Origin of the sequence: Bacillus sp. V2I10 (assembly GCF_030817055.1) — a bacterium.
Taxonomy (GTDB): Bacteria; Bacillota; Bacilli; order Bacillales; family Bacillaceae; genus Bacillus_P.
This window is the reverse complement of sequence record NZ_JAUSYV010000001.1, coordinates 1,992,886-2,014,323: the sequence shown is the minus strand read 5'-3', so window position 1 is coordinate 2,014,323 and position 21,438 is coordinate 1,992,886. Positions and strand designations below refer to the sequence as shown.

23 protein-coding genes and 1 pseudogene are annotated in these 21,438 nt (G+C 41.9%); 6 read left to right on the top strand and 18 right to left on the bottom strand.

Annotation, left to right across the window (positions count from 1 at the left end):
- The first annotated feature begins 2 nt into the window (after positions 1-2).
- Positions 3-371, top strand: coding sequence for a cobalamin B12-binding domain-containing protein (locus QFZ72_RS10175; protein ID WP_307432637.1), 369 nt, complete (start codon positions 3-5; stop codon positions 369-371).
- Positions 361-591 carry a hypothetical protein gene (locus QFZ72_RS10170; protein WP_307432634.1) on the top strand — a complete coding sequence of 77 codons (231 nt, stop codon included), beginning with the start codon at positions 361-363 and terminating at the stop codon, positions 589-591. Before QFZ72_RS10175 ends, QFZ72_RS10170 begins: the two co-directional genes overlap by 11 nt.
- A 20-nt stretch (positions 592-611) precedes the next feature.
- Here the strand turns inward: QFZ72_RS10170 and QFZ72_RS10165 are convergent, their stop codons facing one another.
- Together QFZ72_RS10165 and QFZ72_RS10160 are read right to left on the bottom strand one after the other, a co-directional pair.
- Positions 612-1,061 (bottom strand): NUDIX domain-containing protein, encoded by a 450-nt coding sequence (locus QFZ72_RS10165; RefSeq protein WP_307439695.1) that lies wholly within the window; start codon positions 1,059-1,061, stop codon positions 612-614.
- A 70-nt stretch (positions 1,062-1,131) separates the two neighbouring features.
- Positions 1,132-2,760 carry a M20/M25/M40 family metallo-hydrolase gene (locus QFZ72_RS10160; RefSeq protein ID WP_307432631.1) on the bottom strand — a complete coding sequence of 543 codons (1,629 nt, stop codon included), beginning with the start codon at positions 2,758-2,760 and terminating at the stop codon, positions 1,132-1,134.
- A 142-nt stretch (positions 2,761-2,902) separates the two neighbouring features.
- Between QFZ72_RS10160 and namA the strand changes: the two genes are divergently transcribed.
- Positions 2,903-3,919 (top strand): NADPH dehydrogenase NamA, encoded by a 1,017-nt coding sequence (namA, locus tag QFZ72_RS10155; protein ID WP_307432629.1) that lies wholly within the window; start codon positions 2,903-2,905, stop codon positions 3,917-3,919.
- Between the two features lie 346 nt (positions 3,920-4,265).
- On the opposite strand, the gene QFZ72_RS10150 is transcribed toward namA, so the two are convergent.
- The 4 genes from QFZ72_RS10150 to rnz all read right to left on the bottom strand — a co-directional run bounded on the left by QFZ72_RS10150 (position 4,266) and on the right by rnz (position 6,679).
- Complete coding sequence (locus QFZ72_RS10150) at positions 4,266-4,820, bottom strand: hypothetical protein (RefSeq protein WP_307432626.1); 555 nt, start codon at positions 4,818-4,820, stop codon at positions 4,266-4,268.
- A 162-nt stretch (positions 4,821-4,982) separates the two neighbouring features.
- Positions 4,983-5,132 carry a 50S ribosomal protein L33 gene (gene rpmG, locus QFZ72_RS10145; protein WP_070876717.1) on the bottom strand — a complete coding sequence of 50 codons (150 nt, stop codon included), beginning with the start codon at positions 5,130-5,132 and terminating at the stop codon, positions 4,983-4,985.
- A 79-nt stretch (positions 5,133-5,211) separates the two neighbouring features.
- The gene (locus QFZ72_RS10140) at positions 5,212-5,757 is read right to left on the bottom strand and encodes a histidine phosphatase family protein (RefSeq protein WP_307432621.1); all 546 of its coding nucleotides are present in this window, start codon (positions 5,755-5,757) and stop codon (positions 5,212-5,214) included.
- Positions 5,750-6,679: a ribonuclease Z gene (gene rnz, locus QFZ72_RS10135; RefSeq protein WP_307432618.1), complete on the bottom strand. Its 930-nt coding sequence runs from the start codon at positions 6,677-6,679 to the stop codon at positions 5,750-5,752. Before rnz ends, QFZ72_RS10140 begins: the two co-directional genes overlap by 8 nt.
- Positions 6,680-6,804: 125 nt before the next feature.
- Here rnz and QFZ72_RS10130 point away from each other — a divergent pair.
- Together QFZ72_RS10130 and zwf are read left to right on the top strand one after the other, a co-directional pair.
- Positions 6,805-7,264: pseudogene (locus QFZ72_RS10130) on the top strand (NUDIX hydrolase).
- Between the two features lie 502 nt (positions 7,265-7,766).
- Positions 7,767-9,257 (top strand): glucose-6-phosphate dehydrogenase, encoded by a 1,491-nt coding sequence (zwf, locus tag QFZ72_RS10125; protein ID WP_307432616.1) that lies wholly within the window; start codon positions 7,767-7,769, stop codon positions 9,255-9,257.
- A gap of 67 nt (positions 9,258-9,324) precedes the next feature.
- On the opposite strand, the gene QFZ72_RS10120 is transcribed toward zwf, so the two are convergent.
- From QFZ72_RS10120 to mce, 8 genes are all read right to left on the bottom strand, one after another.
- Positions 9,325-10,698 carry an MFS transporter gene (locus QFZ72_RS10120; RefSeq protein WP_307432612.1) on the bottom strand — a complete coding sequence of 458 codons (1,374 nt, stop codon included), beginning with the start codon at positions 10,696-10,698 and terminating at the stop codon, positions 9,325-9,327.
- A gap of 117 nt (positions 10,699-10,815) precedes the next feature.
- Complete coding sequence (locus tag QFZ72_RS10115) at positions 10,816-11,001, bottom strand: YqaE/Pmp3 family membrane protein (protein ID WP_307432610.1); 186 nt, start codon at positions 10,999-11,001, stop codon at positions 10,816-10,818.
- A gap of 105 nt (positions 11,002-11,106) precedes the next feature.
- Positions 11,107-12,519, bottom strand: coding sequence for an NADP-dependent phosphogluconate dehydrogenase (gene gndA, locus QFZ72_RS10110; RefSeq protein WP_252201447.1), 1,413 nt, complete (start codon positions 12,517-12,519; stop codon positions 11,107-11,109).
- Between the two features lie 117 nt (positions 12,520-12,636).
- Positions 12,637-13,878: a DNA polymerase IV gene (locus QFZ72_RS10105; protein ID WP_307432608.1), complete on the bottom strand. Its 1,242-nt coding sequence runs from the start codon at positions 13,876-13,878 to the stop codon at positions 12,637-12,639.
- A gap of 288 nt (positions 13,879-14,166) precedes the next feature.
- Positions 14,167-14,694, bottom strand: a complete 528-nt coding sequence (gene msrA / locus QFZ72_RS10100) for a peptide-methionine (S)-S-oxide reductase MsrA (RefSeq protein WP_307432605.1) — start codon at positions 14,692-14,694, stop codon at positions 14,167-14,169.
- A 68-nt stretch (positions 14,695-14,762) separates the two neighbouring features.
- Positions 14,763-15,887 carry a M20/M25/M40 family metallo-hydrolase gene (locus tag QFZ72_RS10095; RefSeq protein ID WP_307432602.1) on the bottom strand — a complete coding sequence of 375 codons (1,125 nt, stop codon included), beginning with the start codon at positions 15,885-15,887 and terminating at the stop codon, positions 14,763-14,765.
- A 22-nt stretch (positions 15,888-15,909) separates the two neighbouring features.
- Positions 15,910-17,463, bottom strand: a complete 1,554-nt coding sequence (locus QFZ72_RS10090; protein ID WP_373464465.1) for an acyl-CoA carboxylase subunit beta — start codon at positions 17,461-17,463, stop codon at positions 15,910-15,912.
- Positions 17,460-17,876: a methylmalonyl-CoA epimerase gene (gene mce, locus QFZ72_RS10085; protein ID WP_307432599.1), complete on the bottom strand. Its 417-nt coding sequence runs from the start codon at positions 17,874-17,876 to the stop codon at positions 17,460-17,462. The genes QFZ72_RS10090 and mce overlap by 4 nt, the downstream gene beginning before the upstream one ends.
- Before the next feature lie 179 nt (positions 17,877-18,055).
- On the opposite strand from mce, the gene prli42 reads away from it, so the two are divergent.
- Positions 18,056-18,148 carry a stressosome-associated protein Prli42 gene (gene prli42, locus QFZ72_RS10080; RefSeq protein WP_307432596.1) on the top strand — a complete coding sequence of 31 codons (93 nt, stop codon included), beginning with the start codon at positions 18,056-18,058 and terminating at the stop codon, positions 18,146-18,148.
- A gap of 152 nt (positions 18,149-18,300) precedes the next feature.
- Here prli42 and QFZ72_RS10075 read toward each other — a convergent pair whose 3' ends face one another.
- The 4 genes from QFZ72_RS10075 to QFZ72_RS10060 form a co-directional block, all read right to left on the bottom strand.
- Positions 18,301-18,816 (bottom strand): L,D-transpeptidase, encoded by a 516-nt coding sequence (locus QFZ72_RS10075; RefSeq protein ID WP_307432594.1) that lies wholly within the window; start codon positions 18,814-18,816, stop codon positions 18,301-18,303.
- A 20-nt stretch (positions 18,817-18,836) separates the two neighbouring features.
- Positions 18,837-19,820 (bottom strand): aromatic acid exporter family protein, encoded by a 984-nt coding sequence (locus QFZ72_RS10070; RefSeq protein WP_307432591.1) that lies wholly within the window; start codon positions 19,818-19,820, stop codon positions 18,837-18,839.
- A 215-nt stretch (positions 19,821-20,035) separates the two neighbouring features.
- Positions 20,036-20,758 carry an amino acid ABC transporter ATP-binding protein gene (locus QFZ72_RS10065; RefSeq protein ID WP_307432588.1) on the bottom strand — a complete coding sequence of 241 codons (723 nt, stop codon included), beginning with the start codon at positions 20,756-20,758 and terminating at the stop codon, positions 20,036-20,038.
- Positions 20,751-21,410: an amino acid ABC transporter permease gene (locus QFZ72_RS10060; protein ID WP_307432585.1), complete on the bottom strand. Its 660-nt coding sequence runs from the start codon at positions 21,408-21,410 to the stop codon at positions 20,751-20,753. Before QFZ72_RS10060 ends, QFZ72_RS10065 begins: the two co-directional genes overlap by 8 nt.
- Between the last annotated feature and the right edge of the window lie 28 nt (positions 21,411-21,438).

Here is a 21,438-nt window from a genome sequence, read left to right as displayed (position 1 = left end):
CTATGGAACTGTTTGAAGAAATCTTTACGCCTGCAATGCAATATGCAGGCGAGTTATGGGAAAACAATGAGATTACCGTAGCGGATGAGTATTTGGCAAGCGCAGTTTGTGATTTTATTTTATCGACACTTTATCCGCGAATGCAAATTTCAGCATCAGCCGGCAGAAAAAAAGCGATGCTTCTGTGTGTTGAAGGTAAGCAGCATGATTTAGGCCTGAAAATGGTCAATAGCCTATTTGATGAAAAAGGGTACGAAACACATTATTTAGGCCCTAACCTGCCGCTTGAATATGCCATTCAGAAAGCAGAACTCTGGAGACCTGAAATAATATGCCTCTCCACTTTCCATTGTGTATCATTTGCCGAATAGAAAGAAATATGTTGATGCACTGGCTGGATTGCCGAACCATCCAGCCATTCTTATTGGCGGAAGAATCGTTAATCAATATGATCTGCACCCTTATTTTTCAAGTCAGGCAGAAATCATGTACGATCTAAAAGCAGTAGAGAACTGGCTGAGCAATCACAGCATGATTGAATACAAGAATCACTCACTTGCTGAAGAAAACCAAACACTGCCCATTAACTAAAAAAAGAGGCTCACCCTGATCTATGGAAGGATCTGGCCAGTCTCTTTTTTCAGTTTCAAAGAGTTAGAGAGCTGAATGCTGTTTTTAAGCCAAGGCGGAGAATCTTCATCCGCCATGATCTCTTCAAATGTCATCCAGGCAGCAGATGGTACCTCTTCTTCGCATTTTGCATAAGGTGTGCCTCTCTTATATTCACACAAAAAAACAACATCAACCACTTGGGTTCCATCATCAGATATGAAAGAGGTGCTGTGCACATAACACATGTCATCACTTATTTCAATTCCGGTTTCTTCCTCAATTTCGCGTTTCAGCGTCCGTTCTAAAATATTTGAGGAAGGCCCTTCCTGTTCCACTTTTCCGCCTGCGAGGGAAAGCTGGCCTGCTGCATGTTCTTCCGTCATGCTTCTTTTAATAATCAGCCAGCTGTCATCTTTAAAAACAGCTCCTTCAACATTCACAACAAACATAAATATTTTTCTATTTTGAGTCAATATTTGAATCTCCCCTATTAATAGCTCCAATTCAGGGACAACATCCCTATTTCTTCTCAAAAATCCTCTTCAGTGTAAAAGAAAGCAGCTTTGGACACGTTTCAAAAGAATAAGGGAGATGCAGACGCTCCGTCCATTTGTGAGGATCCTTGCCGAATGGCCCGACATTTAAAACAGGGATGTTCAGGGCTTTGATTTCCTCAAGAGGAAGCTGATAATGGTCCCCGTAAATCGGCATGTTGGCAGTCAGCTCACGGATGGATTCTTCGCTTTCTCTAATCTGCAGGAAGCTTAAATCTGAAAGTCCGGCAAAATATTGCTGATTCTTGAGTGAAATATGAAACTGATCCTTCGCATAGCTTTGAACCTCTGAAAGAATTCCTTGTATAAAATCATCCTCTTTTGAAGAAACCGATGGATAAAACGGCGGACTGTAAAAAACAACAATCAAAGGCGCAAGCTCCTTGCACAAGCCAGATAAACCAGAGACAATTTTATTTGTGAAATGGCGGTCATCCAGAGCTCCGCGATTGGCTTTTAAATAATGAATATGCCGGTTCACTTCAGCCTCTCCGACTTTCTTCACGGCGTATTCTAGCAAGTCATCATAGGACATGACGGTGACTTGATAGGACGCTGGTGTATATGTGACAGACTGGCTGTAGCGGCTTGCTTTCTCGTCATAGAAGCGCTCAATATTGTTTGCCGCTTCCTCTGCTGTTTTCAAAAGCATATCATGCAGCTCAAGCATGCTGCGTTTCATTGTTAAAATATTAAAAAGCGCAACGGCTTCATGCGGAATTTGCACCGAATACTCTTCCTTTAAATCCTTTTGCATCAGATTCATCGGCGGAGGCGTGACTTCGTCATCCACTATTTCGCTGTAACGTTCGTTCAGTTCAAGCAGCCTGTTAAGCTCTGATACCATCAGGTTTGCGTTTAATCCTGAAAAAGGCTCCCCAACATGGGTTTCAACTCCGCTGCAGTAAAATCCCGCAAGCACTTTGCCGATTGAACCGCTGTATACATAATAATTCTTATCGTTTGGATATCTCGAGAACATTGGTTCTGAATTTACGCATGCCCGGTATGAAAGGTTAAACTGGTTTTTCAGATCTTTCAAAACAGGTACCGCGCCAAGCATACCGGCAGAATTCACTTCTTCATCAGGGACGGTCAGCAAAAGAAGATTCCCTTCAAACTCCCCTTCCATTGCTCGTTCAAGCATTCCAAGCTGTACGGTCAGACCCGCTTTCATATCCATTGTGCCCCGGCCAAACAGCCAGTCGCCTGTTTCAATATCTTCTTTTACATGAGGAGGCAGCAGATCCGCTGAATTCAGCAGCTCCTTCGTTAATTCGTGAGGATGGAACGCTAAATGCTGCAGGTGACCATAATCTTTCACATCAACAACATCAAAATGACTCAATAAAAGAACGGTTTCGTCTGTCTGCTTCTTGCTTTTTACAAGCGCAGTCAGAAAATACCGTCCATCAGCAAGCGGATGCAGCTGAAGAAAATCAGGATTTTCTTTAAAATAAGGAAAATCATTCAGTACATAATAAAGATGCTGGGCAAGTGCAATCTCATCTTTTGATCCTGTAATGCTTGCAAGGTTCACTAGGCCTGTTAAAAGTTCCGTCAACTGCTGTTTTGATTGCCATTTTGAATTCATGATGAGACCTCCTATAATAAATGCTGTTTCTATTCTATAGAATTTTCGCAATTTTTAAAAGAGGTGTCAGGCAACTTCAATGAAGTATGCATTTAAAGCTGTTATACTTTTTATGAAATTCATTTCAGGGAGGCAAAGCTAGATGAAAAATCATTTATTCACACCATATACCGTAAAAAATGTCACACTGAAAAATCGCATAGTGATGTCTCCAATGTGTATGTATTCTTCCCATCGCGAAGGCGGCATGGTCGAAGATTTTCACATGACACACTATATCAGCCGGGCAGTCGGCGGTGCTGGACTGATCATGGTAGAAGCAACATCTGTCACTCCTCAAGGAAGAATCTCCCCTCAGGATTTAGGGATTTGGAACGAAGAACATGTAGATGGACTTGCAAAGCTTGTAGACAGCATGAAGCAATATGGGGCGAAAACAGCCATCCAGCTTGCACATGCGGGACGAAAGGCTGTTTTAGAAGGAGAAATCATTTCGCCTTCAGCACTTGCTTTTAATGAAAAAATGAAAACTCCCGCTGCAATGACGAAGGAACAGATCTCTGAAACCATTCAAGCATTTAAGGACGGGGCGAACCGCGCTAAAAAAGCGGGATTCGATATCATTGAAATTCACGGGGCGCATGGTTATCTAATCAATCAATTCCTGTCCCCTCTGTCAAATAAACGGACAGATGAATATGGCGGAAGCAAAGAAAACCGCTACCGTTTCCTGCATGAAGTGATAGAAGCAGTAAAAGATGAATGGGATGGTCCATTGTTTGTCAGGGTATCCGCAACAGACTATCATCCTGAAGGATTAGACGTAGAAGATTATGTGGAATTCAGCACCTGGATGAAGGAACAGGGCGTTGATTTAATTGATGTCAGCTCAGGGGCGTTAGTGCCTGCTGATATAAAAGTTTTCCCTGGATATCAAGTGAAATTTGCCGAGCGCATCCGGGAAGGAGCAGGCATTGACACTGGTGCGGTCGGACTCATCACATCAGGAATCCAGGCAGATGAGATTCTCGGAAACGAACGTGCGGATTTGATTTTCCTTGCACGCGCACTTCTGCGCGATCCATATTGGCCTCGGACAGCAGCACTTGAGCTTGGAGCGGAAATTGAAGCTCCGAAGCAATATGCACGAGGATGGTAAGGAATTTTTAAGTTTATACCTGAAAAAGCAGCCATGACGGCTGCTTTTTTTAGAAAGTAATTCATCTATTCTTTTCTCTGGCACAAAGACAAGATACAATCGTCTGGAGAACGCAATAAAACTTTTTCAATTTCCGTTCCATCCTTCCTTGTTGAAAACCGAGTTGCGGTACCCAGACCTCTTTTCTCCCTGTTTCTTTCATTTCAGAGCAAGCACCAAGTCGTTCGTGTTGACTTTAAATTTATGGGACTGCTCCTGGTCATCGCCTTAGAATGCAATTGTACAATCAATATAGAAAATGTAAATTCAATAAAAAAGGAGCTACATCAGCCCCTCTCAACTATCGCTAAAAACCCTTTTCGTCTACAAGCTTCACTTTATCCTGAAGGAGCTCAACCTCTCCTCCTCCGGGCACCAGCTCATCTTGCTGATAATACCAGAGGACCGTGTTTTGCAGATTGTATTTTTGGGCGATTTCTTTCTCCAGCATGCCGCCTACTTGGAGAGTGCGTGCTTCGGCCCCGTTTATTTTCACTTCCAGAGATCCTTTCTCATCTGAGAGAAGACCATAGATCATTGAGTTTCCGTAGAAATGATAATTTAAAAGTTCACTTTCAGCTGGACGGTCTTCGAGCGGATTCGTTGAGATGGACCCAGCTTTCCATCCATAAATTCCTTCTTTTAAAAAAGCCATTCCCAGATGATTCTTTTGGTCAATAAAAAAGAAGAGGGCTTCATCATTTATTTTATAGGCTGGAATGACTACTTCCATATCATGTTTCGTATGCTGCAGCGCTTCAAGAGGCTCATCGAAGGATTGTGATATTTCTGTCATTGACCAGATGACAAAGGCCAGACCAAAACAAATGAATAAACCTAAGAATACTTTGTATTTATTCACTAAATCCCCCCATTCTTCAAGTGTCTCCTGTTATTTTTTATATTCTAGGCCTTTAAGCTGTATTCCTGTTATCCGTACAGGGAAATAATCTGCACTATTTCGCCATTTTCAGGCAAGAAAAAAGGAACTTCATCAAAATCTGATGCCGTTCCTCCTCAATCATTATTTTGTTTCGCGGTGCAGGGTTACTTTTTTAAGTCTGGGTGAATATTTTTTCAATTCCAGACGGTCTGGATTGTTTCGTTTGTTCTTTTTTGTTATGTAATTGCGATCACCAGTCTCGGTGCATTGCAGGGTTACGTTCACTCTCATGTCATATTTCCTCCTATAAATCATAAAACGTAATAGTTACGATTTGATAATATTATTTTATCTGGTCCTTTCTCCTTTGTCAACTCCATATTCTCTGAATGTCCGCTTTCCCATCGTGCTTGAGAATAATTTTAAACACATCGGGATTCGACATGCTCATCAAATGATCATATCCGAATGAATGATCAAAAGATCTCAGCAGCAAGGTTGTTAAATTTCCATGACTGACAAGTATTGTATGTTTTTCTTTTGCAGCAGTAATCTCGGCCAGAAGAGAACAAACCTGCTCCAAGCCCGATTGGTTAGACTCGCCTCCTTCAAATGCAAGAGACAGATCGTCAAATGTATCCTTAAGCCTGTCTTTCCAATCATCCATGCTCTTTCCGCTCATCACTCTTTCGGATAAACGCTTATCAAGGTGCAGTTCAAGCTTTTTCTTTTCGGCAAGCGGAGCTGCCGTTTGAATGGCACGGAGAAAGGGACTTGAGATGATTTTGTCAACTTCAAGTCCTTTAAAAAACTCAGCAAGATCTAAAGCCTGGGCAAGTCCTTCATTTGTAAGCTCAGCATCAAATGCCTGACCCTTCGCCTGACAATGCCGAACAGCATATATGATTTTAGTCATTTGCTCTCTCCACTTCAAAACATGAAAAATCCTCCGCAACCGATGTGTTAGTAAATATTGAGGCTGCTTCACTTAAGAGTGTGTCCTTATCATCATCCTGATAGCGGGCACTAATGTGAGTCAGAACCAGTTTTTTTGCATTTGCTTCTAAAGCAGCTGCTGCAGCCTGGGTTGTTGAGGAATGAAAATACTGGTATGCAAGCAGTTCATCTTCCTCACCGAACGTCGCCTCATGGACAAGCATGTCTGCGTTTCGTGCAAGATCCAGAATTTGCGGACATGTTCTCGTATCTCCTAATATTGCCACAACTCTTCCTTTTTTAGGTGCTCCAAGAAAGTCAGCGCCAGATAACACTCTGCCGTCTTCTAAATAAACGGTTTCGCCATCTTTTAATTTTTTATAAACAGGACCCGGCCCTACTCCTTCCTCTTTTAATTTGTCCACAAGGAGCATGCCCGGAGCATCCTTTTCAGTAATCCGGTAACCGTATGAAGGAACGCCGTGTTCCAGTTTCTTCGCCGCAACAGTAAATTGCTCATCTTCAAAAACAAGACCTTCGTCAATTTCAACGATTTCAAGCGGATATTTTAAATGTGTAAAACTAAGCTGAAGAGAAGACTGAACATATTCTTTAATTCCGGCAGGACCATAAATCGTCAGAGGCTCTTCCCCTCCCTGAAACGAACGGCTCCCCAAAAAACCCGGCAATCCGAATATATGATCACCATGCATATGTGTTATAAAGATTTTTTCAATTTTCCTCGGTTTTATTGTAGTATATAAAATTTGATGCTGCGTTGCCTCCCCGCAGTCAAACAGCCAGACGGATTTGCGTTCCTCTAAAAGACGCAGCGCGATTGAGCTGACATTTCTTGCTTTTGCGGGCATTCCCGCACCCGTTCCTAAAAACAGCAGATCCAAAATTGCTTCACCTCGTCCGATTTTCTTATCTATTAGAATACATGACTTCCCGGAAAATATGAAGAATGAAAAGGGATTTAAATGGTTTAGAAGAATATATCAATAGCTTGAAGAAAGGGGATTCTATGAAAACTCCAAAACACATCGTGGCTGTGATCTGCTTTCATTACAAATAAAAACAATGAAGTGCTGCTGGTGAAAACATTCCACCGAAAAGACACATGGGAGCTTCCAGGAGGCCAGGTTGAAGAAGGCAAGCCGCTCGAGCAGGCCCTCTGCCGCGAGATTCTTGAGGAAACAGGGTTTATTATTCAGCATATAGGCATAAGCGGAGTTTATTTCATCCCGACGGGCAGCATTTTAAACATCGTGTTTCATGCTGAGCTGCAGAGCGGGAAACTTGAAAAACAGCCGGATGAAATCATGGAAGCAGCTTTTTTTAAACTGGAGAAAGAAACGATCAAACACTATATTAGCCGGGATCACTTAGTTCCCCGTGTACTTGATGCCATGGTCTCTAAATCAGCCGTTCCCTGCGAAACTTGGACAACCGATCCTTTTAAAAGAATAGAACGCCTGAATTAATGCGAAAAGACACCGGGAGCGGTATCTTTGCACCAAAGATCTTGGAATCATAAACAGATCGTTCTCATTTTGTACGCCGTAAATGTAATCCGGCAAGTGCACATGCGCTGTTACGGTATAAATGTCCCCTCCGGCTTTCCACTTATCGCCGACCTAAAGGCTGTAGTGATTGCCATAAGCAACCGTGACGCAGCTTTCTTATCCTCGTCAGGGCGTGATCCTTTTTCAATAAAGGGAAGATTCATGCCGTTTTCCAGAGACAGGAAACGGACTTTGGTCCCTTCCATTCAACATCAACAAGGATCTTTCCTGCGACCGAGTATTATTTCATCTTTTATCTTTTTTTCCGATTTATGGATTTTAATCAATTGGTTCATACTACTTATGTATGAAAATAAACTTAAATGTTTGATTTACTTCATTTTTAGCATTAAAATTAAGTACTTAAACAGGTTACATACTTTTTTAATAAATCCGGCTGATATAAAGTGAGGTACAATACATGAATACGGAACAAAAACCAAAAGCAGTTATAGTAATATTCGGAGCAACAGGAGACCTTGCAAAACGCAAGCTTTTCCCCTCTCTCTACCGCCTGTACCGCAGCAAGAAAATCGATGCTGATTTCGCAGTTGTCGGTGTAGGAAGAAGACCCTGGACGAAAGAAGAATTCCGTTCGAATGTCAGTGAATCGATTCAATCATCGATTAAGCAATCAACAGAGCTTGAAGAATTCTCATCACACTTTTATTATCATCCGTTCGATGTGACAAATCCATCTTCATACTTAGAGTTAAAAGGTATCCTGTCAGATATGGACAGCAAGTATCAAATCCCGGGAAACCGGATGTTCTACATGGCCATGGCACCTGAATTCTTCGGAACGATTGCACGCAATCTTAAAAAAGAGGGATTAACTGCAACAGAGGGCTGGAGCCGCCTTGTGATCGAAAAACCGTTTGGACATGATTTGCCTTCAGCACAGCAATTAAATGATGAAATCCGCGAAGCTTTTTCTGAAGATCAAATCTACCGGATTGATCATTACTTAGGAAAGCAAATGGTCCAAAATATAGAAGTGATCCGTTTCTCAAACGCATTGTTTGAGTCTGTCTGGAACAACCGCTATATCTCAAATATCCAGGTTACTTCAAGCGAAGTGCTAGGTGTAGAAGACCGCGGACGTTACTATGAAAACTCCGGCGCACTTCGGGATATGGTCCAGAATCACCTTATGCAGATGGTTGCCCTGCTAGCGATGGAGCCGCCGATTAAGCTTGAAACAGATGAAATCCGATCTGAAAAAGTGAAGGTCATGCGAGCCCTTCGCCCGATGACGGAAAAAGATGTTGCTGATTACTTCGTTCGCGGACAGTACGGCAAGGGCGAATCTGAAGGAAAAACGGTTCCTGGCTACCGCGAGGAAAGCAATGTGGATACCGAATCCAATACAGAAACATACGTAGCAGGCAAAGTCATGATTGATAACTTCAGATGGGCAGGTGTTCCATTCTACATCCGTACAGGAAAACGAATGGCGGCAAAATCCACAAAGATTGTTGTTCAATTTAAAGATTTGCCGATGAACCTATATTCAAAAGATGTCGACAGCAAGCATCCAAACCTGCTCGTCATTCATATTCAGCCTGATGAAGGCATTACCCTTCATTTGAATGCAAAAGAATCAGGCGGCGGATCATATGTGAAACCGATCAAACTCGACTATTGCAGCAATTGTGTCGATCAGTTCAATACGCCTGAAGCCTATGAAAAATTAATCTACGATGGCCTGCGCGGAGATGCTACAAACTTCACGCACTGGGATGAAGTTTCATTATCATGGAGCTATGTTGATACCATCTCTAAAGCATGGGAATCAGCAAAAGCAGACTTCCCTAACTACGCTGCCGGGTCAATGGGCCCGAAAGCAGCAGATGAAATGCTAGAAAAAGACGGCTTTCACTGGTGGCCGATTACAGATATTGTAGAATAAAAAGTTTAAACGCCTGGAAATTCCAGGCGTTTTATTTTTGAATAAAAAAAGCCTCCTCACAGAGGGGCTACTGGTTGAAATCCTTTTTACTTTTAAGATAATACATAAGAAAAACGGTCAGTGAGCATATAATTAGTCCCGATAGCCCTGCAAAAATATTAGTATAAATCAGCTTAGGTGCAAGTCCCTGCTGCCATTCAATAAACAGCCCGGAGAGAGCAACTCCGAAAGCTCCCCCAAAGAATTGCACAAGCTGTGTCATCCCCATACCCGCTCCAATTTCTTTTTTTGGCAGGATGCGGGTTGCCTCATTTGCAATGCTTGATGTTAAGCTTGAAAAACCAGTGCTCATAAACATATAGGCAATTAAAATGGCATAAGGTGAGAAGCCTGAGAAAAAGACCAATATAACGGTTGAAATCAATAGTGCTGCATGACCAAATAAGATGAGCGGAAGATTTCCGAACTTATCGATCAAACGGCCAATAAACTGAGCTGCGACTGCAGACAAAATAGCTCCCGGGAAGATAATCATTCCGATGGCAGCCGGATCTTTCTCAAAAATGACTGTCAGGATAATCGGCATTAAAAACAGAGTTGAGAAATGAACAATAAAAGCAGAAAATCCGACTCCGGCTAATTTCAAGTATGGCCGATTACGCAAAAGAGACGGCTGGACAAACGGTATGTCGACTTTATGCACATGTCTCCAGAGAATAAATAATAGAATGATTGTGCCGGCAAGCAATGGTATGGACATCGTTGATAAAAATAACAGCAATCCAGTAACGCCAAGTCCAGTCAGCAAGCCTCCGAAAGAATCAAAGTGGACTTGCTTTGCATCTTCTTTCGGCAAGAGTTTTTGAAAGAGCGGCAAAAGCAGGATGACAAATCCCGTAATTAAAAAAAGATAATGCCAGCCGAAATATTGTGTAATGGCTCCTCCTATAACAGGACCTAGACCAAAACCAAGAGAGGCAGCTGATGAAATAAGCGACATAGCTTTTCCCCTTCTTGATATAGGAATGTATTTCCCTGCAAGAACCATTGCAAGACCAGGAACAGCCCCGGCACCTGCAGCCTGCAGGACACGGGCAGTTAAAAGCATATAAAAATCGTTAGAGAAAAATCCGATGATGGACGAGATTCCAAGCAGGATTAACCCAATAGAAAGCAGTTTTGATATCGGAATAAAATCAGATAAGCGGCTGTAAGTCAAAGTGGAAATAGCAAAGGCAATCGAATAGCCGGATACAATCCATGATGCTGTTCCAGATGATAAGCTCAGGTCATTTAACACACTTGGCAGCGCTACATTGAACATTGTCGTGTTCATTACGACAAGCCAGACTGTTAAGCTCCATAACAAAACAATCTTTGTTTCGTGGGCTAATCCATGTTCATTTTTTTCAATAGGTATTTCTGTTGTGATAGCTGACATGTGATCCCGCCTTTTTATTTCGTGTACCTAATGAAATATACGCGCTCCATCCAAAATCGTCAACTAATTTGAATTCATGAAAAAACCGGACATACGCTTACATGCCCGGCCTATCTATTAATAATGACTGCCATACTTTTTCGCTCGTTTATCTGCCTTCGCATCTTTTACAACCAGTACCGCATGAATGGCTCCCGGAATATAGAAAATCAATGTTAAAATCAAATTCAGCAGCGCCTGAAATGGTTTGCCAACAAAAAGCACGGCTGCAGGCGGCAGCAATATGGCCAGTAAATAAAGCATTCGTTTTCACCCCGTTTAATCATTCTGTTTCTTTTTTACCCAGAAACATCAAGGAGAAAACATAAAGAAAACACGGCGCTCGGGTGGCACCGTGTTTTGTTTTTCTTATTTTGACATCCATTCCGTATGGAAGATCCCTTCTTTATCCGTACGCTGATACGTATGAGCTCCAAAGTAGTCGCGCTGTGCCTGAATAAGGTTGGCAGGAAGCGTTTCTGTCCGGTAGCTGTCATAGTATGATAACGCAGCTGAGAAGCTTGGCACCGGAACTCCCTGTTCAATCGCAACCGTTAAGACTTTGCGAAGTGCTCCCTGGTAGCTTTCTGCTATTTCTTTAAAGTATGGATCAAGCAGCAGGTTTGCAAGGTTTGCATCACGGTCATATGCATCTTTGATTTTTTGCAGGAATGCAGCGCGAATGATACAGCCGCCTCTGAAAATCATGGCGATATCGCCGTACTGAAGATCCCACTTGTATTCATCAGAAGCTGCTCTCATTTGAGCGAAACCTTGTGCATAAGAACAGATTTTACTCATATAAAGAGCTTTGCGCACAACTTCAATCAGTTCTGCCTTGTCGCCTTCAAAAGGAGAAACAGCAGGTCCTGATAAGATTTTGCTTGCTTTCACGCGCTCATCCTTCATGGCAGAAATGAATCGTGCAAAAACTGATTCTGTAATAATCGGCAGCGGAACACCTAAATCAAGGGCGCTTTTGCTTGTCCATTTTCCAGTGCCTTTTTGGCCTGCAGTATCTAAAATGACGTCAACAAGCGGCTTTCCGGTTTCTTCATCCGTTTTAGTGAAGATGTCAGCTGTGATTTCAATTAAATAGCTGTCAAGCTCGCCTTGATTCCAGTCCGCAAATACTTCATGCAATTCCTCTGCAGATAGACCTAGAACATTTTTCAAAATAAAATAAGCTTCTGAAATCAGCTGCATGTCGCCGTATTCAATGCCGTTATGAACCATTTTCACATAATGGCCAGCACCATCAGGACCGATGTATGTAGTACATGGATCACCATCAACTTTTGCAGAAATCGCTTCGAAAATAGGCTTTACTAGATCGAAGGCTTCTTTTTGGCCGCCAGGCATAATTGATGGCCCTTTAAGTGCCCCTTCTTCACCGCCGGATACGCCAGTGCCGATGAAGTGTATGCCGCTCTCGGCAAGCTCCTTGTTGCGGCGCTGTGTGTCTGTATACAGCGTGTTTCCGCCGTCAATTAAAATATCCCCTTTATCTAAATGGGGAAGCAATTGTTCTATTGTAGCATCTGTTGCAAAGCCCGCTTTGACCATCAGCAAAATTTTGCGGGGAGTTTCAAGTGATTGAACAAATTCTTCAATGCTGTATGTACCAACCAGATTTTTACCGCTGTTTTCTTTCAGCATCTCTTCTGTTTTATCAGAAGAACGATTATAAACCGATACGGAATATCCGCGGCTTTCTATATTAAGAGCGAGGTTTTTGCCCATGACGGCCAAACCGATGACGCCAATTTGCTGTTTTGACATTATGATACTTCCCTTCTCAATCAATTTTTTATATACAGAGTTCATGCATACAGTCACATGGATTCTTCATGTAAAAATAACACAGGAGCCTTGCTTTTATCAAGTAAAGCGCATTAATCATTCCCTTAAAAAATCTTTATTAAAACTTGTGCCGCTTGTTTTATCATCTTCTGATTTGTCCACTTTCATCCCGCGTTTGACCATGCTGCTGCCGTATTTTCTATTAATATCTTCAATGGTTTTGTAAAGCGGTTCTTTTTTTGCGTCCTCCTGAAAAGAAAAAAGATCCAGCTGCTTATAAGCATCCTCTTTCGGAACAAGATCCTGGCATGTTACTCCAAGGAGCCGGATTGGTTCACCCGTCCAATGCTTATCAAACAGCGCTTTAGCATGTGTAAGAATATCCTCTGTCTCAACAATGGGGTTATTCAGTTTCTTACTACGAGTATATGTGCTTCGGTCAGAATAACGAATCGTCGTAAAGATTTTCGTGCCGAGAACATCCTTTCGTTTCATTCTGCTGCTTACCGAATGTGACAGACGGTTCAGAGTTTCATACAGAATTCTGGCCTCTGTCGTATCTTTTGATAAAGTAGTTGAGTTTCCGATGCTTTTAAAATCATAGATGGAGTCAGGGTTTACCTCTCTATCATCTATTCCATTTGCTCTTTTTTTCAGGCGCTCGCCGTTGATTCCGAGAAGCTGCTTTAATCCAATCGCATCAGCACCTGCAAGGTCTTTTATCGTTTGAATACCAATTGTTTTTAATTTCTCGGCCGTTTTTTCTCCAACCCCATGCATTTCGCTAACAGGAAGCGGCCAAAGAGTCTTACCCAGCTCCCGCTTTCTGAGTACAGTGATGCCGAGGGGTTTTTTCATGTTGGATGCCATTTTGGCGAGAAATTTATTAGGTGCTACGCCAATGCTTGCCGGCAGCAAAAGCTCTTCCATCAGCCTGTCCTGAATGGTCTTAGCGATTTGAAGAGGATTGCCCTCCTTTAAAAACTCCGTTAAATCCATATATCCTTCATCAATTGAAACGGGCTCTACCAGATGTGTAAACTCCCTTAAAAGGCCGAACATGGCTTTAGAGGCTTTTCTGTAACGGTCAAAGTTTGGTTTTCGGACAATCAGTTCAGGACAATGCCGTTTCGCCTGCCAAAGCGGCATGGTCGTTTTCACTCCCTTAGCCCTCGCTTCATAACTGCAAGTAACCACAATTCCTTTTCGTTCTTCTACGTTTCCTGCAATTGCAAGCGGCTTTCCTCTAAGTTCGGGGTCAAATGCCATTTCAACAGATGCATAAAAGCTGTTCATGTCCACATGTAAAATTACTCTAGGTCCACTTAGCTCTTTCATCTTATTCATCTTCTTTCCAAACAATCGTTCTCTTTTCATTTTATCATATAATCTAAAAAAGCCGCCATCAGATGAATGGCGGCGGTGCGGCTGTTCATTTTTTTCTGCTGTACTTTAACTCCGAACGGACCCTATTGTAATGGCAAGAATCAGAACCGTTCTTCTTAATAAGGAAAGTACCCTGCTGCACACTTTGACAAACTATTATCGGCACATTAAGATAAGCGCAAGTACGTTATTAAACCTTAAAAAAGCCCGCTGTCTTGTTATAAGGCAGCGGGCTTTTTTTTACTGATTCCAATTTTTCTTTATAAATTCTTCTCTTCCGGATTCTTCTCTTTCTTGCTTATATTTCTCCGGATTTTTAGCATAAAACTTTTGATGGTATTCTTCTGCATGGTAAAAAGGAGCTGCCGGAAGGATTTCCGTTACAATCGGTTTCTTAAAGCGGCCGCTCTCTTCAATCGCAGTTTTTGACTGCTCTGCTTTTAGCTTCTGCTGTTCTGTATGATAAAAAATGGCTGTGCGGTACTGGCTGCCCCGGTCAAAGAACTGTCCGCCATCATCTGTCGGATCAATTTGCGGCCAATATAACTCGAGCAGTCTTTCATATGAAAATACTTCAGGTTCAAATGTAATTTCCACAGCTTCCAGGTGGCCTGTTTCACCTGTTTTAATTTGTTCATAAGAAGGATTTTCTAATGTTCCTCCTGTATAGCCAGAAACAACCTCAATGATGCCTGGCTGCTCGTCAAACGGCTTCACCATACACCAGAAGCATCCTCCGGCAAAAGTTGCTTTTTCTTTCTTTTTCATGCTGAACACCTCTATTTCTGAAATAAGAAACAGCAGGAGCGATCGCTGCGCCTGCCATTCTTTTTGGATTATTCGCCTTTAGCTACTTCCTCAATGATCGCGACAACAAGCTCTGCTGTTTTCACAAGCTCTTCTATCGGCATCTTTTCATTGGTTGTATGAATATCTTCATACCCGACTGCCAAATTCACAGTTGGAATGTCAAACCCGGCAATAACATTGGCATCGCTGCCACCGCCGCTTGTTTGAAGCTCGCTTGTTCGGCCGATTGCTGCAGCCGCTTTTTTAGCGACTTCAACAACATGATCTCCCTCGCCAAATTTAAAGCCGGGATACATCACTTCAATATCCACTTCAGCGCGTCCGCCCATTTCAGCAGCAGCACTTTCAAAAGCTTCTTTCATTTTCGCCACTTGAGCTTCCATTTTCTCAGGAACCAAAGATCTTGCTTCAGCTAAAATATTCACTTGATCGCAAACGATGTTTGTTTGCGTGCCTCCTTCAAAACGGCCAATGTTAGCTGTTGTTTCATGATCAATTCTGCCTAAGGGCATTTTAGCAATTGCTTTTGCAGCAATGGTGATCGCAGATACGCCTTTTTCAGGGGCGACACCAGCATGAGCCGTCTTGCCAAAGATGGCTGCTTTTACTTTAGCTTGTGTTGGAGCTGCAACAATAATTGTCCCGACTTTTCCATCACTGTCTAATGCATATCCGAATTTTGCCGTGATTTGAGATCCATCAATGGCTTTCGCGCCTACAAGACCTGATTCTTCACCGGCAGTAATAATAAATTCGATTTTTCCATGAGAGATGTTATTTTCCTTCAACACACGAACGGCTTCAAGCATCGCGGATAAACCTGTTTTATCATCAGCACCTAAAATCGTCGTACCGTCTGTCACAATATAATCATCTTTAATAGAGGGCTTAATGCCTTTTCCAGGAACAACAGTGTCCATATGTGAAGTAAAATAAATCGGATCTACTCCGTCTTTTACAGCTTCCAGAGTACAAATTAAATTTCCTGCACCATGTCCGGTAACACCCGTTGTATCATCTTCAACAACATGAACACCAAGTGATGAAAACTTTTCTTTTAATACTTTTGCAATTTCTGTTTCGAATTTCGTTTCTGAATCAATTTGCACAAGCTCCAGAAATTCATTAACTAAGCGTTCTTGATTAACCATATGTATTCCTCCATAAAGTGTATTAAAGCGGAATGTTCCCATGCTTTTTGGCAGGTCTTTGCTCTTGCTTTGTCCGGAGCATTTCAAGTGCCTGAATCAATTTAATTCTTGTATCCCGCGGATCAATGACATCATCAACCATACCCTGACTCGCAGCAACATAAGGATTTGCGAACTTCTCTCTGTATTCTTCGATTTTATTTGCTCTTGTCTCTTCAGGATTATCGCTGTTTTCAATTTCTTTAGCGAAAATGATATTCGCAGCACCCTGAGGACCCATCACGGCAATCTCGGCATTCGGCCATGCAAAAACAAGATCCGCTCCAATCGATTTGCTGTTCAGTGCAACGTATGCTCCGCCGTAGGCTTTTCGCAAAATAACCGTCAATTTAGGAACGGTTGCTTCTGAATAGGCATACAAAATCTTTGCCCCGTGTCTGATGATTCCCCCGTGCTCTTGCTTAATACCAGGGAAAAACCCAGTAACATCTTCAAACGTAATAATCGGAATCTGGAACGAATCACAAAACCGGATGAAGCGGGAAGCTTTATCCGAAGAATCAATATCAAGTCCGCCGGCCATGTATTTTGGCTGATTGCAGACGAGTCCAACGACCTCACCTTTTATTCTCGCAAAACCGACAACTATATTTTTTGCAAAGTCCTTTTGCACTTCATAAAAAGAATCGGCATCAGCCACTTCTTGAATAACCACTCGAACATCATAAGGCCTGAGGGCATCAAATGGGATGCAGTCTGTCAGGTTCGGACGATAATCCGCATCATCATCGAATGGCAAAATCGGCGCTTTCTCCTGATTATTCTGCGGCAAATAGGTGATTAATTTCCGGACTTGAGAAAGCACCTCTTCTTCTGTTTCGCCTGAAAAATGGGCATTTCCGCTGATCGTATTATGTACTTTAGCTCCGCCTAAATCTTCGGAACTGATTTTTTCGCCTGTTACCGTTTCAATCACTTTAGGACCTGTTATAAACATTTGACTTGTTTTCTCGACCATAAAGACAAAGTCTGTAATTGCAGGAGAATATACGGCACCGCCTGCACACGGACCAAGGATAACCGAAATTTGCGGTATTACGCCCGAGTAGATGGTATTGCGGTAAAAAATCTGCCCATATCCATCTAATGATACCACACCTTCCTGAATTCTAGCACCTCCGGAGTCGTTAAGGCCAATGAACGGCGTTCCGCTTTTTGCTGCCAGGTCCATAACCGCAGCAATTTTCTTTGCATGCATCTCTCCAAGGGCTCCTCCAAAAACCGTAAAGTCCTGTGAAAATAAATAGACAGGTCGTCCGTTCACTTTGCCGTAGCCTGTGACGACTCCGTCACCCGGCCCTTTTTTCCCGCTCAGACCAAAGTCATTGCACCGGTGCTCTATGAATGGATTCATTTCAACGAATGTTCCTTTATCAACGAGAAGATCGATGCGCTCTCTTGCTGTCAGCTTTCCTTTTTCATGCTGTTTTTCAATGCGCTCATCTCCGCCGCCCATTTCCACTTCACGTCTTCGATCATATAATTCATTTATTTTATCGAAAATATCAATGCTCATAGAACTGTACCCTCTCTCTTTTCACATAGTTCCACTAATACTCCGTTTGCAGATTTCGGATGCAAAAAGGCAATGGCAGCGCCGCCTGCACCGTTCCTTGGAGTTTCATCAATCATTTTCACTCCATTTACCCTCAATTCTTCAATCCTTTTCTTTATATCATCCACTCCCAAAGCCAAATGATGTATGCCTTCTCCCTGTTTTTCAATAAATTTGGCTACAGCACTGTCCTCAGAAGTGGGCTCAAGTAATTCAATTTTGGTATCGCCTATTTTCAAAAAAGCGACGTTCACCTTTTGTTCTTTTACGTGTTCAATGCCTTGAAGCTGTAAACCGAGAGTTTCCTCATAAAACGGAAGCACCTCAGAAATCGAACGAACAGCTACCCCTATGTGATCTACCTTTTTAATCATCTTTTCCCCTCCTCTTGATGAAAACGCTTAACTCCTATGAACATGACTTACTTCTTTATTAGCTGTCAAAATTCCTGCTGCTTCGACTAAAATGTGCAATTTTGTTCATATCTCATCCCTTGTCCAACCCATTTATTCACGTTAAAATATAGATAGAATCCTATATAGGAGTGAAAATTATGTCTAAAAGATTTCAAAAAGTGGTTATTTATCTGATGCTTGCCGTAATGATTGCCACGACTTTACTTGCTGGAATGAGTATGTGGTTTTAATAGAAAAGCGGCTTTGCCCGTTTAGCTCCGACAGACAGATAAGGCTCCGGCAGAAAAGGCGCTTTTTCCTTTACTGCCGGAGCCTGACATCGTGAAAAATCGTAATCGGCATATGACCGACATTAAAAAATAAAAAAGGTGATTCCCTCGGGTCAGGAATCACCTTTTTTCATTGCTCCTTTTTCAGCAGCAATTTCTTCAAACGGCTTGGCGTTTTTTGTTATAAATACTTTTGTTCCAATTGGAATATGTTCAAACAGAATTTCTACTTCCTCATTGTACATGCGCACACATCCCTGTGTAACAAAGGTGCCAATTGAATCTTCATTATTCGTTCCGTGAATGCCGTACGTTCTGCCATCTGAATCTTCCGCATCAAATCCAATCCACCTGGTGCCGAGCGGATTTTTAGGGTCACCGCCCGGAATGTTCTTTTTTCGGTAATACGGATCTGCCGCTTTCACGGTGATGGTAAATTCGCCTTCGGGTGTAAGCTCTTCATTCTTGCCTGTAGCAACGTCAAATACTTTCACTACCTGACCATTATCAATAAATGCAAGTTCGTTTGTCTGCTTATTGATAATGATATAAGGATCGCCGACAGATGGATTTTCACCAAGCGGCCAAAGCGGAGAAAGGAACATGATGAAAAGAAGCAATGCCTTCATTATGAATCACCCTTTTTTCTTTATGTTGCACGGGAAGGGCGAAATTCATGCTCTGCAATTATGCCTTTAAACTGACTTTTTAAGACAAGATACTGCTCCATTTCCCGCACAAAGTGCAAGAGAGCAGCTCTTGCTTCAAATTCTTCGCGTGTTTCAGGAAGCGGCATCTCTTCAAAGCTTTTTCTCATATGATGCAGCTTGACTAAAAACTTGTGTGCCGTATTTCCAGGATGTATCGCTTCTCTCACTTCCTGAATAAAGTCAGCGATAATTTGCGCCTGATCAACCGTCACATTAATAGAAGTAATAATTGGGAGAACACGTTCAATAATTTCAAATTGTTTTTCCCTCATCTTGAAATAGTGGTAGTATAGATTTTCATGTCTCATAAAGTGGTTTTCGACATCTCTGAATGCCAGAGTTTTTGCTTCATTAATTAATAGAGCGGTCTCCGTTATTTCTTTTCCGTCCCATGAACTATCGTTTGAAAGTAAATATTCTTCGATCTCCAGAAAGATTTTTGAAAGATTATCTTCAATTTTCAGCTGATATTCCTTCAGCTTTTTATCAACACTCGGCATATAAAGGTTCATAATCAGGGCCACCCCTATTCCAGTGGAGATAAGTGCGATTTCATTCAAAACAAGGCTGAACGTAATATGTGAGGATGTGTTTAAGTGCAAAATAATGACGGAACTAGTTACAATCCCTTCTTTTGCATGAACAATCACAGTCACAGGGATAAAGAATAATAAAAGAAGTCCTATGACAAAAGGATAATAGCCAATTCCTTCAAAGAAGACAAAAGAAAAAAGAATGGCAATTAAACAGGCAAAAAATCTAGCCCAGGATGTCTGCAATGATTTTTTCTTTGTTACCTGAATACAGAGAATCGTTAAGATTCCGGCTGATGCAAAATTATCAAGCTGAAACAGCTGTGCCAGACTGATGGCAATCGCTGCTCCCAATGCTGTTTTAAGCGTGCGGTATCCGATTTTAAACATTTTCTTGCCCCTTGCTTCATCATTCTGTTTGTTAGTGTAACCAAAAGAAGAATAATTTTTTGAATAATTTAGATGTTCGCTGCTGAAGATTTTTTTTGAGCAGTTAATGAAATAGCGTTTCTTTTGAATTCGATATCTATAAATGAATAGGACTAAATCATTAGAAAGCGCCAAAAAGAAAAAGATGATCATCATGATCACCTTTTTCTTTAGGATTATAGCATTTTTTCAAGGAAAATTTGAGCACGTTTCGTTTTAGGATTTGTAAAAAATTCCTTAGGCGGTGCATCTTCAACTAAAATGCCCTCATCCAGAAAGAGGACTCTGTCTGCTACTTCTCTTGCAAATCCCATTTCATGGGTAACAATCGCCATTGTCATACCGGAGAACGCCAGATTTTTCATAACCTCTAACACTTCCTTGACCATCTCTGGATCAAGAGCAGAGGTCGGTTCATCAAACAGCATAACCTCTGGGTTCATCGCAAGGGCCCTGGCAATGGCAACCCGCTGCTTTTGTCCGCCTGATAACCTGCTTGGATATACTTGAGCTTTTTCAGCAAGACCGACTTTCTTTAAAAGCTCGTGCCCCTGTGCTTCTGCTTCCTTCTTGGAAGTTCCCTTAACAGTTAATGGAGCGTATGTTAAGTTTTCAAGAACGGTTTTGTGAGGAAAAAGATGAAAATGCTGAAAGACCATGCCGACATTTTGACGAACTTTGTTTATATCTGTTTTGGGATTCGTAATATCCTGATCTTTAATCCAAACATGTCCGTCTGTAGGGTCTTCCAAACGATTTAAACAGCGGAGAAAGGTTGATTTTCCAGAGCCCGATGGCCCAATAATCGCCACTACTTCTTTTTCAGCAATAGATGTAGTGATTCCTTTCAGCACTTCTAATTTTCCAAATGACTTATGAAGCTTGTCTACTTTAATCACTGCGCGCCATTCTCCTTTCAACGAGTTTGCCAAGGAGCGTTAATATGATAACCATGACATAATAGATTAAACCCGCAATTAAGATCGGTTCAAAATAACGGTATGTTTGTCCGCCGACAATATAAGAACTTCTCATAATATCCTGAACTCCAATGATGGTTACAATAGCTGATTCCTTTGTCAGTGTAATGAACTCGTTCATTAAAGCAGGAAGAATATTTTTAATAGCCTGAGGGAAAATGATATCCTTCATCATCTTTGAATAAGGAACACCAAGAGCCATCGCAGCTTCGCGCTGTCCTTTATCGATTGCCATGATGCCTGCTCTGATGACCTCAGAAATATATGCACCTGAGTTCAGGGCAAATGTTGCAACTGCTGCAGGATATGGATCAATCTCAAAGCCAAGGATTTGCGGTGCACCATAATAAATAATTAATAATTGCAGAATGAGCGGCGTGCCGCGAAAAATGGACGTATATGCATCAGCAATCCACATTAGCGGCTTAATTCTGCTGATCTTCATGAGAGCAAGAATGACAGCCAGAATAAATCCAATTAAAGCAGAAAGACCGACAATTTTCAATGTAACAGGTATCCCTTGAAGAATAAAGGGTATGGAAGGCGCTATAGCCGGAAAATCCAGATTCATTTTTCATGACACTCCTTTCTGTATATGG